Source organism: Erythrobacter sp. S158, from assembly GCF_057364915.1.
Genome location: NZ_CP200279.1, coordinates 1,524,263 through 1,538,765, shown reverse-complemented (window position 1 = coordinate 1,538,765; position 14,503 = coordinate 1,524,263). Strand labels below are relative to the sequence as shown.

The 14,503-nt window shown below is 60.0% G+C and carries 12 protein-coding genes; 6 read left to right on the top strand and 6 right to left on the bottom strand.

The window, feature by feature from the left end; genetic code table 11:
• Positions 1-73: 73 nt before the first annotated feature.
• A complete protein-coding gene (locus AC0V6T_RS07625; RefSeq protein ID WP_007164000.1) occupies positions 74-928 on the top strand; it encodes an EAL domain-containing protein in 855 nt (284 codons plus the stop codon).
• 84 nt (positions 929-1,012) lie between these two features.
• Complete coding sequence (locus tag AC0V6T_RS07620; protein ID WP_486125719.1) at positions 1,013-1,981, top strand: redoxin domain-containing protein; 969 nt, start codon at positions 1,013-1,015, stop codon at positions 1,979-1,981.
• Between the two features lie 122 nt (positions 1,982-2,103).
• Here the strand turns inward: AC0V6T_RS07620 and mfd are convergent, their stop codons facing one another.
• Together mfd and AC0V6T_RS07610 are read right to left on the bottom strand one after the other, a co-directional pair.
• Positions 2,104-5,595, bottom strand: coding sequence for a transcription-repair coupling factor (gene mfd / locus AC0V6T_RS07615; RefSeq protein WP_486125717.1), 3,492 nt, complete (start codon positions 5,593-5,595; stop codon positions 2,104-2,106).
• A gap of 68 nt (positions 5,596-5,663) precedes the next feature.
• Complete coding sequence (locus AC0V6T_RS07610; protein ID WP_007164003.1) at positions 5,664-5,942, bottom strand: FAD assembly factor SdhE; 279 nt, start codon at positions 5,940-5,942, stop codon at positions 5,664-5,666.
• Positions 5,943-5,996: 54 nt separating this feature from the next.
• Between AC0V6T_RS07610 and recG the strand changes: the two genes are divergently transcribed.
• Positions 5,997-8,060 (top strand): ATP-dependent DNA helicase RecG, encoded by a 2,064-nt coding sequence (recG, locus tag AC0V6T_RS07605; RefSeq protein ID WP_486125715.1) that lies wholly within the window; start codon positions 5,997-5,999, stop codon positions 8,058-8,060.
• A 78-nt stretch (positions 8,061-8,138) separates the two neighbouring features.
• Positions 8,139-8,855, top strand: coding sequence for a hypothetical protein (locus AC0V6T_RS07600; protein ID WP_486125713.1), 717 nt, complete (start codon positions 8,139-8,141; stop codon positions 8,853-8,855).
• Here the strand turns inward: AC0V6T_RS07600 and AC0V6T_RS07595 are convergent.
• Positions 8,843-9,331 (bottom strand): low molecular weight protein-tyrosine-phosphatase, encoded by a 489-nt coding sequence (locus tag AC0V6T_RS07595; RefSeq protein WP_486125711.1) that lies wholly within the window; start codon positions 9,329-9,331, stop codon positions 8,843-8,845. The genes AC0V6T_RS07600 and AC0V6T_RS07595 overlap by 13 nt on opposite strands.
• Before the next feature lie 67 nt (positions 9,332-9,398).
• On the opposite strand from AC0V6T_RS07595, the gene AC0V6T_RS07590 reads away from it, so the two are divergent.
• Complete coding sequence (locus AC0V6T_RS07590) at positions 9,399-11,159, top strand: DUF885 domain-containing protein (protein WP_486125709.1); 1,761 nt, start codon at positions 9,399-9,401, stop codon at positions 11,157-11,159.
• On the opposite strand, the gene AC0V6T_RS07585 is transcribed toward AC0V6T_RS07590, so the two are convergent.
• The 3 genes from AC0V6T_RS07585 to AC0V6T_RS07575 form a co-directional block, all read right to left on the bottom strand.
• Positions 11,160-12,539, bottom strand: a complete 1,380-nt coding sequence (locus AC0V6T_RS07585; RefSeq protein WP_486125707.1) for an ABC1 kinase family protein — start codon at positions 12,537-12,539, stop codon at positions 11,160-11,162.
• Between the two features lie 164 nt (positions 12,540-12,703).
• Positions 12,704-12,889: a YqaE/Pmp3 family membrane protein gene (locus AC0V6T_RS07580; protein ID WP_486125705.1), complete on the bottom strand. Its 186-nt coding sequence runs from the start codon at positions 12,887-12,889 to the stop codon at positions 12,704-12,706.
• 132 nt (positions 12,890-13,021) lie between these two features.
• Complete coding sequence (locus AC0V6T_RS07575; RefSeq protein WP_486125703.1) at positions 13,022-13,795, bottom strand: SDR family NAD(P)-dependent oxidoreductase; 774 nt, start codon at positions 13,793-13,795, stop codon at positions 13,022-13,024.
• 59 nt (positions 13,796-13,854) lie between these two features.
• Between AC0V6T_RS07575 and AC0V6T_RS07570 the strand changes: the two genes are divergently transcribed.
• On the top strand, positions 13,855-14,310 hold the full coding sequence (locus AC0V6T_RS07570; protein WP_486125701.1) for a DUF3429 domain-containing protein: 456 nt from the start codon (positions 13,855-13,857) through the stop codon (positions 14,308-14,310).
• The last annotated feature ends 193 nt before the right edge of the window (positions 14,311-14,503 follow it).

The window sequence follows — 14,503 nt, the reverse complement described above, 5'->3', positions numbered from 1 at the left end:
TCCTGATGTTCCAATTTTGGGCGGATTGCAATTGGGGAGCGATTTTGGCGAAATGCGGGAATAAGGGAGCCGCATGAATAACGGGCGCACATCGACAGGAACGACAGGAGCCGGCTCGCTGCGAGGCGGTGCACCGGGCAATCTGCCCGGGGTAAAGGCATCGGCGCTCGAACAGGACCTCTTGCGCGCGCTCGACCGGCGCGAGATCGAAGTGCTGTTCCAGCCGCAATTCAGTTGTCGCACAGGCGCGGTGGTCGGGGCCGAAGCACTGTCACGCTGGCAGCATCCCTCGCTCGGAGAGATCGGAGCGCGCGACCTTTTTGCGATTGCTGAGCGTGCTGCTCTCGTGGCGCCCTTGTCACGGCATGTCGTTGCAAGGGCGCTTGAAGATGCAGCGAGTTGGCCTCACGATCTCACCATTTCGCTCAATATCACGCCCGAGGAGCTGGGCGATCCGCGCTTTGCCGCCGATTTCGCCGAGAGCATCGCGAAAAGCCAGATCGAACCTGAGCGCCTTATGCTCGAGATCACTGAGGATCTGCTTGTTCGCAATATCGAACAGGCTTCGGCGGCTCTCAATGCTCTGCGTACACTTGGCTTTCGTACCGCGCTTGATGACTTCGGGGCTGGCTTCTGCAACTTCCACTATTTGCGGGCGCTGCCGCTCGATGCGATCAAGCTCGACAAGATCATGGTCGATGGCATTCCTGGCGACACCAAGGCGCTGGCGGTGTTACGGGCCATCATGGCGCTCGCCAAGGCGCTGGACCTTGCAATCTACGCCGAGGGTATTGAGAGCGACGTTCAGCGCGCAACGATCAAGGCGGAAGGATGCGACTATTGGCAGGGCTTCCTGCGTGCTCAGCCAATGAAGAGCGACGACGTGATTGCCTTGTCGCGCACGGCAAGAGGGCAGGGCCACGGCTGACTGCGTGCGCTGCGTGGGCATAATTTCGCAAGCCCCTCTACACTGCCATTGACCTGCTGCATGTTTACGTGAAGCTGCAAAGCAATGTCCGATAATCGCCCGACATATGAGATCGCCGCGCCGTCTATCCGGCCTTATGTGCAACCGCTCTGGCCCGGTGCCCTGGCGATGCCCTTCGAGACGCGCGATGAGCAGGGCAGGAAAATCAACCTCGCCGACGATTATCTGTCGGGCCACTATCTGTTGCTCGCATTCCTGAGCGATCCTCATTCGGAGCAATCTGCTGCGTTTCTACGGGCGCTTGCTGATCTAAATGCGCAATTTGAGGACGCTAATGCGACCGTGATTGCGGTCAGCGCTTCGGCGGATGCAAGTGCAAACAAGCAAATGAAGCGCGAGGCGAACTTTCCATGGCCTATCGCAAGCGATCCGTCGGGAGCGTTCTTTGCCTCATACGGACTTCACAAGGGAGAAGACCAGACAACGCGGCTGGTCTTGATCACGCCGTTCCGTCAAATTCGCGTCTATTTCGACATCGACAACGACGCAGGCCCAACGCTGGATACGATCATGAGTGTTTTGGAAAATTCGCAAGCAGCCGAGGAAATGCGCTGGAGCCCGCCTCACGCGCCTATCCTGATCGTGCCCAACGTACTTTCGCCGGAAGAGTGCGGAAACCTTGTCAAATCGGTCGAAACAGACACGCCCTTCATGGTGCGCAAGCCTCAGCCGGGGGAGATCTCGGGCAATTACAAGGTGCCCGTTTACGATCACAATCGGCAGGACCGGATCGACCTCATTATCAAGGATCCCAATACGCTGAGATTTCTTGACGAAAGGATCTTCGGACGCGTCACTCCGATGATCAAGAAAGCTTTCGCCTACGATGTGACCCGGCGCGAGGACCTGCATATTGCGCGTTATGTCGGAAAGCGTGAAGGCATCGCGATGGGGCACCGCGACAATGTCGATCCACCCGGTGCACATCGTCGGTTTGCACTCTCGATGAGCCTCAATGATGAATATGAAGGCGGCGAAATTACCTTCGAGTAGTTCAGCCCGAAAGGTTACCGCGTGCCCGCAGGCACGACGATGGTCTTCTCGTCTTCACTCTTGCACGAGGTTCAGGAGACGACATCGGGTGTGCGTTACAACCTGATCTCTCACCTGTTCAGCTAGGCGGCCTGCTTTTCGCGCTTCTTCGCTTTGCGTACGATTCCACTCAGGCCCTTGGTCAGCTGAAACAATCCGTTGAGACGGCTTTCCGGGTCGCCCCATGCGCGGTTGATGACAAGCTTCATGTCCGGGCGCAGCTTGGCTGTATCCTTGAGCCGATCGACATAGGCGATAAGCCCAGGCCCGTCGGGGAAGTCGTCCTTGTGGAACGTTACCAGCGTGCCGCGCGCACCCACATCGATCTTGGCGATGTTCGCCTCGATGGCCTGATGCTTGATCTCGATGAGCCGCACGAGGTTCTTGGTGGGTTGCGGCAGGTCGCCGAAGCGGTCGATCATTTCCGCCGCCAAGCTCTCGATCTCGGCCTTGTCCTGCGCCTGGTTAAGGCGGCGATAGAGCGCCATGCGCACAGCGAGGTCGGGGACGTAATCCTCGGGGATCATGATCGGCGCATCGACGGTGATCTGCGGTGAGAATGCGTCCTGCGCTTTCTCGAGCCCCATCTCGCCAGCCTTCGCGGCAAGGATCGCGTCTTCGAGCATCGATTGGTAGAGTTCGAATCCGACCTCGCGAATGTGGCCTGATTGCTCGTCGCCCAGCAGGTTGCCGGCACCGCGAATGTCGAGGTCGTGGCTGGCAAGCTGGAAGCCTGCACCAAGGCTGTCGAGATCGCCCAATACCTTGAGGCGCTTTTCCGCCACTTCGGAAAGCTGCACGTCCTTTTCGTAGGTGAGATAAGCGTAAGCGCGCAGCTTCGACCGGCCCACGCGCCCACGCAGCTGGTAAAGCTGGGCGAGGCCAAAGCGGTCGGCGCGGTGAATGATGATAGTGTTGGCGCTCGGCAGGTCGAGGCCGGACTCGACGATGGTCGTCGACAGCAGCACTTCGTACTTGCGGTCGTAGAATGCGCTCATGCGCTGTTCTATTTCGGCAGCTCCCATCTGGCCGTGCGCGCTGATAGCTTTGACCTCTGGTACGTTCTCGCGCAGCCACTCCTCGACATCGGCCATGTCCGAGATGCGCGGAACGACAATGAAGCTTTGTCCACCGCGGTGATGTTCGCGCAGCAACGCCTCGCGCATCACCATGTCGTCCCACTCCATCACATAAGTCCGCACCGCGAGGCGGTCGACCGGCGGAGTCTGGATAGTGGAAAGCTCGCGCAGGCCGGTCATGGCCATCTGCAAGGTGCGCGGGATCGGCGTGGCGGTCAGCGTGAGCATGTGCACGTCGGCGCGTAACTGCTTCAGCTTCTCCTTATGCGTCACGCCAAAGCGCTGTTCCTCGTCGACGATAACGAGGCCGAGATCCTTGAACTCGGTCGACTTCGAAAGGATGGCATGGGTGCCAACCACGAGGTCGACCGTTCCGTTGGCGAGGCCTTCACGAGTTTCCGCTGCCTCCTTGGACGACACAAGACGCGACAAGCGGCCAAGCTTGAGAGGGAACCCTTCGAAGCGCTGTTTGAAGTTCTCGTAATGCTGGCGGGCGAGCAGGGTGGTGGGGGCGACCACTGCGACCTGCTTGCCGCTCATCGCCGCGACAAAAGCGGCGCGCAAAGCGACTTCGGTCTTTCCAAAGCCGACGTCGCCGCAGACCAGCCGGTCCATCGGTTTGCCGCTTTCAAGGTCGCGCAGGACATCGGCGATGGCGGCGTCCTGATCGTCGGTTTCTTCCCAAGGGAAGCGATCGACGAACTGGTTGAAGCTTGCGTCCTCTGCATCGAAGCGCGGCGCTTTCTTGAGCGCGCGCTCGGCGGCAACCTTCATCAATTCGCCGGCGATGGCGGTGATGCGCTCCTTCAGTTTGGCGCGGCGTTTCTGCCATGCCTCACCGCCCAAGCGATCCAGCGGTACCGTCTCTTCCGATGAGCCATAGCGCGAGAGAACCTCAAGGTTCTCGACCGGAATGTAGAGCTTGTCGCCGCCTTTGTATTGGAGCGTGACACAATCGTGCTGGCTCTTGCCGACGGGAACCGGTTCTAGGCCCAAATACTTGCCGATGCCGTGCTCGACATGGACGACCAAATCGCCGCGTGAGAGTGCCTGAAGTTCGGCGAGGAAAGCGTCGGAATCCTTGCGCTTCTTTTTGCGCCGGACGAGCCGATCACCGAGCACGTCCTGCTCGGTCAGGACTTCCAGATTGTCGTTCGCGAACCCGGTGTCGAGCGGCAGGATCATCGCCGCAGTCTGGCACTTGGCCGCAAGACCCTGCGCCTCCTGCCAGCTCTCTGCGAGCACGGTAGGCGCGCCTGCTTCTTCGAGGATCGAAGAGATACGTTTCGCGCTGCCGATTGAGTAGGCCGCGAAAAGAGGCTTGCGCTCGTCTTTCGCGATCGCCTTGAAGTGCTTGGCAGCGGCCTCGTAGACATTGTCGCCGCGAGCGCGCTCCGGCGTGAAGTCGCGCGCTGCCTTGAAGCCGAAGTCCAGCACCGCCTCCGCTTCGGGCGCAGCGAAGACGCTGGCACGGTGCGCGGGCGCTTTTGCCAAGGCGCTCTGGAATTCGTCATTGGCCAGATACAGCGCATCGGTCGCAAGCGGTCGGTAAGACCCGGTCTTGTCGCTCGCCACGCGTCCGCGCTGGTCGTGGTAGTCCTGTATGTCGGATAGCCGTTCTTCGGCTGCTCCGAGCGCCGCCTGGTCGATCACAACGACGTCATCGTCGGCGAGGTGGTCGAACAACGTAGCCAGCCGTTCTTCGAACAACGGCAGCCAATGCTCCATTCCCGCCAAGCGCCGCCCGTCGCTTACCGCTTCGTATAGCGGGTCCTGCGTGGCAGCGGCGCCGAATTTCTCGCGGTATCGGCTGCGGAAACGCCTGATGGAATCCTCGTCGATAAGCGCTTCGGATGCGGGCAGGAGCAAGTGATCCTTAAGCCGCCCGGTCGAGCGCTGCGTCGACGGATCGAACAGACGAAGGCTTTCAAGCTCATCGCCGAAGAAGTCGAGCCGAAGGCCTTCATCGAGCGAGGACGGAAAGATGTCGACGATCGATCCGCGCACCGCAAACTCGCCGTGATCGACGACCGTATCTGTGCGCGTATAGCCCTGCCGTGTGAGCAGTGCTGCGAGGCTCTCGTGGCCAATGGTGGTTCCCGGTTTGAAACCCCTCACGCTCTCTCTGATGCGAAACGGGGTCAGTACACGCTGAAGCACCGCGTTGATCGTAGTGACAAGCAACTGCGAACCGGTTGAGGGGTGCTGCAATCGGAACAGCGCGGACAGGCGCGCAGCACTCACCGAAAGCGCGGGGCTGGCGCGGTCGTAAGGGAGGCAATCCCATGCCGGAAACTCGAGCACCTCAACCTCTGGCGCGAAGAATCGCGCAGCCTCGGCAACCGAACGCATCGCTGCATCGTCGGGTGCGATGAAAACGGCACGCTTTTTCGCCGCGCGCGCGAGGTCGCTCATGACAAGCGGCTGCGCGCCGCGGGGAAGCGACGACAGGGTCAGCGGGACTTGGGCCGCAAGGATGCGGTTGAGATCGGGCATGTGAGTTTAAAGCGTTCGGGTTGGCGGGAGTTCCTGCGCTGCCGCAGGAATTCAGATACGCCGCGGCCCTAGCTCGGGATGTCGACGTAGTCGAGACGCTGCATTTTCTCGATCATCTCGCCCTGAAACCGCTCCGGGACGGGCTGTGTCTTGAGGCCCCATGCCATGACATCGACGTCGTCTTCGGCGAGCAGGTCCTCGAACCAGTCCATTTCCTTCTCACCCCATTCGGCGTGATAGCGATCGAAATAGCCACCGATCATGTAATCCGCTTCGCGCGTGCCGCGGTGCCAGGCACGGAATTTGGCGCGAGCGAGGCGGGTTTCTAAGGTGGGCATATCAGGCATGCGAGTGAAGTAAGGCACTCGCAAGGCGCGTTCAAGATCGTATAGGCTTTGTGCATGCGCCCCGACGTTCTCAATCCGCTGTTTGCTGAAAGCCAGACGCTCGATGGAGTGGGGCCAAAGCTCGCAAAGCCGCTTGAGAAGCTGGGACTGACGCGGGTCAAGGATCTGGCCTACCACCTGCCCGAACGCTTCGTGACGCGCCGCGCGATTGCCAACCTCGATGAAGGCGCGGAAGGCGAGCAGGTCATTGTCGCGCTGACCGCAACGGAGCATCGCGCCGCGCGCAATCCGGGTCGCGGGCCGTACCGGGTGATGGCTCAGGACGAAGTTGGCAATATCTGCGCGCTCACCTATTTCGGGCGGGCGTCCTACACGGCGAAAAAGCAGCTGCCCGTTGGAGAGAAGCGCTGGATCGCCGGGCGGCTCGATCGGTACGGGGACATGCTCCAGATTGTGCACCCCGACCATGTCGAGAAGGATTCTGCAACGCATCTCGCGCGGATGAACGAGCCGGTCTATGCACTCTCTGAAGGGCTCACGCAGCCACGGGTCGCTGGCCTGGTGGCGCAGTCGCTTGAGCGTTTGCCAGAGCTGCCCGAATGGATCGAGCCGGGACAATTCGAGCGCGAGGGCTGGCCCAACTGGCATGACGCGCTCCACCTCGCGCACAAGGACCAGCACGAAAAAGCGCGCGACCGGCTCGCCTATGACGAGTTGCTCGCGAACAGCCTCGCCCTGCTGCTGGTACGGGCGGACGGTCGGCGAAAACGCGGGCAACCGCTCAAGGGCGATCAAAGTTTGCGCGACCGCCTCGATCTGCCATTCGAGATGACCGGCGCACAGAAACGATCCGTAAGCGAGATCGAAGGCGATCTTCAGCAGGAAGCGCCGATGCTCCGTTTGCTGCAGGGAGACGTGGGCGCAGGCAAGACCGTGGTAGCGCTCGAAGCGATGTTGATCGCAGTCGAAGCGGGCAAGCAGGCGGCATTGCTGGCACCAACCGAAATCCTCGCGCGGCAGCACTTTGAAACCCTGCGCAAGATGGCCGCTCCGACCGGCGCCGAAGTCGCGATCCTCACCGGCCGGGCGAAAGGGCGCGAGCGTGAAGGGCTGCTGATGAGCTTGCTCAACGGCGATATCGATATCCTCGTCGGCACTCATGCCATCTTTCAGGACAGCGTGACCTACAAGGACCTGGCGCTGGTGGTGATTGACGAGCAGCACCGGTTCGGCGTGCAGCAGCGCCTTGCACTCGCCGCGAAGGGCAAGCGCGCGCCGCACACACTTGCCATGACAGCCACTCCCATTCCGCGCAGTCTGACGCTCGCCCAATATGGCGAGATGGACGTGAGCCGTCTCGACGAGCTTCCGCCGGGACGACAGGCGATTGATACTCGCGTGGTTGCGCAAGAGCGGATGGAAGATATCGTTTCGGGCGTCGAGCGCCATCTCGCGACCGGTCAGCAGGCGTATTGGGTGTGCCCAATGGTTCGGGATAACGAAACGGCCGACATCGCCGCCGCAGAGGCGCGCTATGCCTCACTCAAGGAGCGGTTCGGGGATGATGTTGTCCTGGTCCACGGGCAGCTTCGCCCCGAAATCAAGGATGCGAACATGGAGAGGTTCGCCAGCGGCGGGTCCAAGCTCCTCATCGCGACCACCGTGATCGAGGTAGGCGTCGATGTGCCTTCGGCAACTTTGATGGTCATCGAACAGGCTGAACGATTTGGGTTAGCGCAGCTTCACCAATTGCGCGGCCGCGTGGGGCGGGGGAGCGAAAAATCTGTCTGCCTGCTGCTGCGCGGCGGCGAACTCAGCGAGACAGGTCGCAAGCGGCTTGCTCTCATGCGCGAGACGCAGGACGGCTTTCGCATCGCCGAGGAAGATCTCGAATTGCGCGGCGGTGGAGAGCTCCTCGGCACACGCCAGTCGGGCGAGGCAGCGTTCCGGATCGCTAATTTGGAGCAAGTGCAAAAGCTCCTGCCCGCAGCGCACGCCGACGCGCGCTTGCTGATAGACCGGGACGGAGGTCTGACATCGCAGCGCGGTGAGGCGGCACGGGTGCTGCTCTACCTGTTCGAGCGCGACTGGGGCGTGCAATTGCTGCGCGGAGGATAGGCGGCGGAACGCCTGCATTTGTCCACGGTCTGCTAGAGTGGTAGACTGTCGCAACCTTGGGTGGTGGAAGGGGTAGGCATGGCTACTCAATTGTTCGCGCCCGATCCGATCGATTTTTTCGATCCGGTGCCATACTCGCTTGTTGAGTATCAGGGACACATGATCGTTGGCGCGATCTGGTTCGTGGCGGCATTGGTCGCATTTTTCGCGACCAAGGGCAGCCGACTTCATGTTCGCGCGGGACAGGTCTGCATCGTCTCGGTCTTGCTGATCGGCGTGACGGCGTTGGTGATGCTGGCAAGGGAGTTTATTGCACCGCTCGCTCTCAATGCGGTGACGTCGGCCTACGCTGTGATCACGGCCTGGCTGGCGCTCAAGCCGTCGAGCGCAAACGTGCGCAGCGCGGAAGTTGCTCTTTGTGTGATCGAGGCGGCCGCTGTGGCCGCTTTTCTGGTTATCGCCCTACCAAACGTGATGTCCGGCCTCGTACCTCCTATCGGCCCGGTCGTTGTGCTGCTCGTCCCGTTGATCCTGCTCGGCGGGGACATTCATTGGCACCTTCGCCAGCGAGATCGTGCCAAACTGCGGGTAAGGCGGCATCTTGCTCGAATGATCTGGGCATTTGTCATCGTGCTGCGCGCGCCGTTGGTCGAGTTTGAAACCGCCGGGTTTTACGACTTGCCCGATCCCTTGCTGGTGGCTGGGCCGGTGCTGCTTGGCGCGGTCATGCTTTTTTACGCGCAATATCGGTTCGCGGGACGAACGCGCGGATCCCAAAAGCCTCAGGCGGTGTGATATCCAAGCTTCTCAATCAGCGCTTCGACCGCCTCACTGATCGTCTGCCAGCATTGCTCGAAACCGTCTTCATCGCCGTAATAGGGATCGGGCACAGACTCTCCCTCATGTCCCGGAACAAGGTCAAGCAAAAGATCGACCTTCGCCGTTCCGTGCTTGGGTTTGCGCGCCTTGATCCCGGCCAAATTAGCTTTATCGAGAGCAAGGATATGGGTGAAGTCGTGGAAATCTGCCTCGGTCAGCTGCCGACCAAGAGCCTTCGAAATATCGACCCCATGCGAGCGCGCCGTGGCGATGGCTCGCGGATCGGGGTTTTCGCCGATGTGGTAGGCGGCAGTCCCAACCGAATCCACTTGCAGCTTGATCCCAGCCGACGCCGCTGCTTCTCGCAAAGCGCCTTCCGCCATGGGAGAGCGGCAAATATTCCCTAGGCACACAAAGAGCACCTTGGGAACGTTATTATCGACCCGTGTCATGGTGGCTGTGTAGTGTAAGACTTTCCGACAACGCAATAATTACCGTGCTAAAAAAGAGGTTAAGATAATGTCCTCCAAATTCTTGATCGGCCTGATCGCTGCAGCTTTACCCCTTTGGCCTGTTCTTGCAGGTCCGGTCGAAGACTATGAGGCCGTGCGCGAAGAAGTGTGGGAATGGCGGCTCGACAACAATCCGCAGCTTGCCACCAGCGTCGGCGATCGACGCGGCGACGGCAAGCTTGGTGACTGGTCGCTGGAGGCGCATATCCGCTCGATCGAGGAGGCGCGCGCATTTATCGAACGCCTCGATGCCATTGATACCAGTGGGTTTTCGCCCGAGATGATGGTCGACTTTGGCGTGATCCGCTCAAGCCTCGCCGATGCAGTGGCAGCAGGCGAACATGAGCACGACTATTACATCCTTTTCACCAATCGCGGCGGCTGGTTCAGCGGATTTGCCTCGCTGCCGAATGGCTCGCCGTTTTTCACGCTGGCCGATTACGAAAGCTACATTTCGCGGCTGGGTGCCTATGGCGAAGTCAACGATGACGGGATCGCGCGCAGCCGGATCGCTGTGGAAAAAGGGCTGACCCAACCGTGCGAACCAATGGAAGGCCTCGATGCCCGCATCGGGCAGTTAATCGTGGACGACCCGACACAGACGCCGTTCTGGGGGCCATTCGCGGGCGACAGGCCAGCAGCTTTCAGCGACGAAGTCTGGTCAGGACTGAAAGACCGCGCGCGCGAGGCAATCACCGGTACAGTCATTCCGGCATACCGCGAGTTCCTGAGCTTCTACACCGAGGAGTACGCCTCCAATTGTCGTGAGGGAGTACCCGGTGTTTCCGCAACGCCGGGAGGCGAAGATTACTACGACTACCGCGTGCGTAGTTTCACCACGACAGATATGACTGCGGACGAGGTGCACAATCTTGGACTGTCCGAGGTCGCGCGTATTCGTGCCGAAATGGAAGAGGTCGCGGCAAAAGCAGGCTTCGATAGCCGTGAGACCTATATCGAGCACCTGCGCACTGATCCGCAATATTACATGACCGACGAGGACGAGTATGTCCGCTACGTCGCTGCGCTCGCCAAGCATATTGACGGCTTCATGCCTGAGCTTTTCGGGCGCTTGCCGCGCAATCCTTACACGGTGTCGCCCATTCCCGCCGCGCAGGCACCGGGCAATACGACCGCGTACTACGAGCCGGGTTCGCTGGAGACAGGTTCGGCCGGCATCTATCGCATCAACACGACCGAGTTGGACCAACGACCGCTCTGGGAATTGCCTGCACTTGGCGTACATGAGGCAGTTCCTGGGCACCACCTGCAGATCGCGATCCAGCAGGAACTCGATATCCACCCGCTGCGCGCCAACGGTACATTCTTCACTGCTTTTGTTGAGGGCTGGGGGCTTTATTCCGAACGGCTCGGTATCGAAATGGGTCTATACGACACACCGGCCAAGCAGATGGGGCGCCTGTCCTACGAGATGTGGCGCGCGACGCGCTTGGTCGTCGATACGGGGCTCCACTCGAAAGGATGGAGCAAACAGCAGGCGGTCGACTACATGCTCGACAACACCGCGCTTTCACCTGGTAACATCGACGCAGAGGTCAACCGGTACATGACATGGCCGGGCCAGGCGCTTGCTTACAAGGTCGGCGAACTCAAGATCCGCGAACTGCGCACGCGGGCAGAGGAAGCTCTGGGCGCGGAATTCTCGCTGCGTGACTTCCACGATACCGTGCTGGAAAACGGATCGATCCCGCTCGACGTGCTCGAAGGGCACGTTGATCGGTGGATCGCGGCACAGCTCGCTGAGTAGTCAGGCTGAAACGGGGAAGGGCTCGGTCGAGCCGAGCACTTCCTCGACCATCCTTCTGACATTGACCTGCGCCTTAAGCCGCGCGCCGAGCAGGGCTGTGCCAGATACCTTGCGCTGAACGAATAACGTCTCGATTGGAGGGAAGGCCCAAGTGTCCTTGTCCTGCGCGATTTCCCAACCTTCGTCGCGCAGCAGTGGGACGAACGCGCGGTCGCCGAAGTCGAACGGCTTGTCCTCGCGCATCTCGCCAATGACGATGTCGACCATGCGTCCCACGCGCTCGGGGTGCTTTTCGTAGACGATCGGCATCATGAAACCGGATTCGATCGTCGCCTTGATGACCTCATCGCGATCGCCAGCAAGCCCGGCTTTGAGCATGTTGCGGTAGCCATTTGCGACAGTGGGATCGACCGGGCGACAAGCACCGAAATCGAGCAGGACGATCTCGCCTGTGTCGCGGCGGAAGCGGTAGTTTGCGAAGTTGGGGTCGGTCTGCATTATCCCGAAATCGAACAATTCGCGCGCGACCAGTTTCATGAGGCGGGTCATCACCTCGTCCCGGCGTTCTGGCGCCTCTTCATCGAGCCGCTCGATTGAAACGCCATCCTCGAAGCTCATCGCGAGGATCGACCCGCGCGTAAGCCCTTCGTGGAGACGGGGGACGACAAAGCCTTCTTCGCCTTCAAGCGTGCGGCGATAGAGCTCCATCTGTTCGCCTTCGCGCTGATAGTCTGCTTCCTCGTGAAGCTGCTTTTTCGCCACCGCGAGCAGCTTGTCGATTTCAAGCTCCGGCGGGGCGAACCCTGCAACCTTGAGCAGCGTCATCACGTTGTCGACATCGCTATCGATGCTTTTGGCAATGCCGGGATACTGGACCTTGATCGCCAGTTCCTCGCCATCGCGGGTCATGGCCTTGTGCACCTGACCGATGCTGGCCGCCGCAATCGGGCGCGGGTTGAACCATTTGAACTGGCGGCGCCAATCGTTCCCCCATTCGGCCTTCAGCACGCTATCGAGCTGCTTGGTGGGCATGAAATTGGCCTGATCGCGCAGGCGAGCGAGAATTTCAGACAATTCCGGCGGGAGAAAATCGCCCGCATCCATGCTGATCATCTGGCCCATTTTCATCGCCGCACCCCGAAGATGCGAGAGGCGATCGGTCATACGCTTTACGTTGCCCGGCGTCAGGATCAGGTCGCGCGGATTGATCGACTCTCCGCTCGTGAGCCGGCGTGCGCCCTCCGCAGCCATCCCGCCAGCGACACCGCCGACGAGTCTTCCAAAGGTCCCGAAGCGTGCGATCCGGCCCGAGGGCACGGCACGTTCCCGGTTCCTGTCACCACGATCTTTTGGCGATTTGTCGAAGCTGTCGTCAGGCATGGCGCTCTAGATAGGGTGTGTGGGTGGAAAGCCCAGAAAAACAATCGAGGTTAGATACGCGACCCTCGAGATGAAGGTTGCGCCAGATGCAAGAACGGCCCCGCCATAAAGGATGGCGGGGCCGTTTCTATCAGGTCAGGTCACTGACCGAACTCAGTACCGGATTAGGCGAGCGATGCGCGCGTTCCGCCTGCGACATAGTTCACATAAATCGCGTGGATGAGACCCGGAATAAAGAACAGCAGGGTCAGCACGAGGTTGATCAGAAAATCAGTGCCGAGACCCTTCTTGATTGCGACGCCAAGCGGCGGAAGAAGGATAGTAGCGATAAGTGCGATAAGTTCCATCATGGGTGGGGCTCCTAGATTTGCGTTTGCGGCGATTGCCTCGCCTTGGTTACGCCTATCTTACTCTTTGGAACCCGGCTTCGTTCCGAGAAATCTCAAGTGGAACCAATCGCCTAGCTAAGTGTAAATAGGGGCTCAGCTGATGCACAAGCCCCCGTCGACCGGTAGACTCTGCCCAGTAATGTAGTCGCTGTGCGATGAGGCGAAGAAGACTGCCAAGCCTTCCAGTCCATCGTGATCGCCGAACCGGCCAAGAGGGACGCGTTTTGCAATCCACTCGCCGAACTTCGGATTGGCAACCGCCGTCAGCGGCGTTTCGTAAAATCCGAAAAGAAGCGCATTGGCGGTGATGCCATATCGAGCGAGTTCGAAAGCGGCGCCACGCGTGAGACCATTCACCGCAGCCTTCGATGCCGCGTAATCGGAACTTTTGTTCACTCCCATGATCGACTGATCCGAGGAGGTGACGATGAGTTTACCGCCGGGGTCGCCCCTTTCCGCCCGCTCGATCATGTGACGCGATACGTGCTTGTAGGTGAGCGCTGCGCCCCGTGTGTTGACCGCCATCGTGGTGTCCCAACCTTCGGCAGTGATGTCGGGAATCCGCGTTCCGGCACCTGAACGTCCCGCATTGGCGAAGACTGCATCTATCCGGCCTAACGCGTCGAGCGTGTCTTGAGTGGCAGTTTCAATCGTCGTCTCATCAGTGACATCGCAGGCGCACGCGATCACCTCTCCGGAACCCAAAGCATCGAGCTCTGAAACCGCAGAGGCATTCATCTGCGTATCTCGTGCCCAGATGGCTACATCGGCTCCTGCTTTGGCGAGGCCTCTGGCCATCGAAAGACCGATCCCGGAATTGCCGCCGGTGACGACAGCCGTGCGGCCTGAAAGATCAAACATATCCATGGTTCACAGGAGTGACCCAATTGGCTTAGGGCCGCAAGACTGAGTAATCGGACAAGACTATGGACAGCACCACTTCGCTAACCCCCGCATCACGTTGGCTCGGCTATGCAGGCCTGTTGCCGCAGATCATCTGCGTGACGCTGGCTGCTACGGGCCATGAATACGCCTACACAGCTCTGGCTGGCGGATTTGCTTATGCAGCGGCGATCTTCAGCTTTCTTGGCGGAGTGTGGTGGGGACAATCCATCGCGAGCGGCAAGGGCGGAGCTGGAGCATACCTGGTCTCGGTCATGCCCAGCCTGATTGCGGTGGCGCTGTTTCTACCGTGGAGCTTCGGATGGGATTGGCCGGGACCGGCGCTGCTCTACCTCGGCGCGCTGATCGTGCTTTCTCCCTTGGTCGACCGCTGGCTCGATTTTGCTGCGAAGGATTTCATGCAGCTAAGAGTGCAATTGTCGGTCGGTTTGGGATTGTTGACGATCGCGCTCGGCCTCGTTGCCGATCGGATCGTCTAGGTTCTGGCAGGATGTGTTGTAGGACGTCAAAGCTGTTTGGATAGGGGGTCAATTAAAACAAGGGTTTAGATTAAGGAACTTCAAAGTTGCTTGGCTTCGCGGTCAGAGAATGTTGGATAATGGTCCGACAAAGCCAAAGATAGATGGACAATTTATTCGCAGCTGGTCGAGAAAGATTAACTTGCCAAATGGC

Coding starts and splice junctions, on each gene's coding strand:
- AC0V6T_RS07595 (WP_486125711.1), bottom strand. CDS start 9,331: ATGACACGGGTCGATAATAACGTTCCCAAGGTGCTCTTTGTGTGCCTA.
- AC0V6T_RS07580 (WP_486125705.1), bottom strand. CDS start 12,889: ATGATGGAACTTATCGCACTTATCGCTACTATCCTTCTTCCGCCGCTT.
- AC0V6T_RS07585 (WP_486125707.1), bottom strand. CDS start 12,539: ATGCCTGACGACAGCTTCGACAAATCGCCAAAAGATCGTGGTGACAGG.
- AC0V6T_RS07575 (WP_486125703.1), bottom strand. CDS start 13,795: ATGGATATGTTTGATCTTTCAGGCCGCACGGCTGTCGTCACCGGCGGC.
- AC0V6T_RS07610 (WP_007164003.1), bottom strand. CDS start 5,942: ATGCCTGATATGCCCACCTTAGAAACCCGCCTCGCTCGCGCCAAATTC.
- AC0V6T_RS07590 (WP_486125709.1), top strand. CDS start 9,399: ATGTCCTCCAAATTCTTGATCGGCCTGATCGCTGCAGCTTTACCCCTT.
- AC0V6T_RS07570 (WP_486125701.1), top strand. CDS start 13,855: ATGGACAGCACCACTTCGCTAACCCCCGCATCACGTTGGCTCGGCTAT.
- AC0V6T_RS07620 (WP_486125719.1), top strand. CDS start 1,013: ATGTCCGATAATCGCCCGACATATGAGATCGCCGCGCCGTCTATCCGG.
- mfd (WP_486125717.1), bottom strand. CDS start 5,595: ATGCCCGATCTCAACCGCATCCTTGCGGCCCAAGTCCCGCTGACCCTG.
- AC0V6T_RS07600 (WP_486125713.1), top strand. CDS start 8,139: ATGGCTACTCAATTGTTCGCGCCCGATCCGATCGATTTTTTCGATCCG.
- recG (WP_486125715.1), top strand. CDS start 5,997: ATGCGCCCCGACGTTCTCAATCCGCTGTTTGCTGAAAGCCAGACGCTC.
- AC0V6T_RS07625 (WP_007164000.1), top strand. CDS start 74: ATGAATAACGGGCGCACATCGACAGGAACGACAGGAGCCGGCTCGCTG.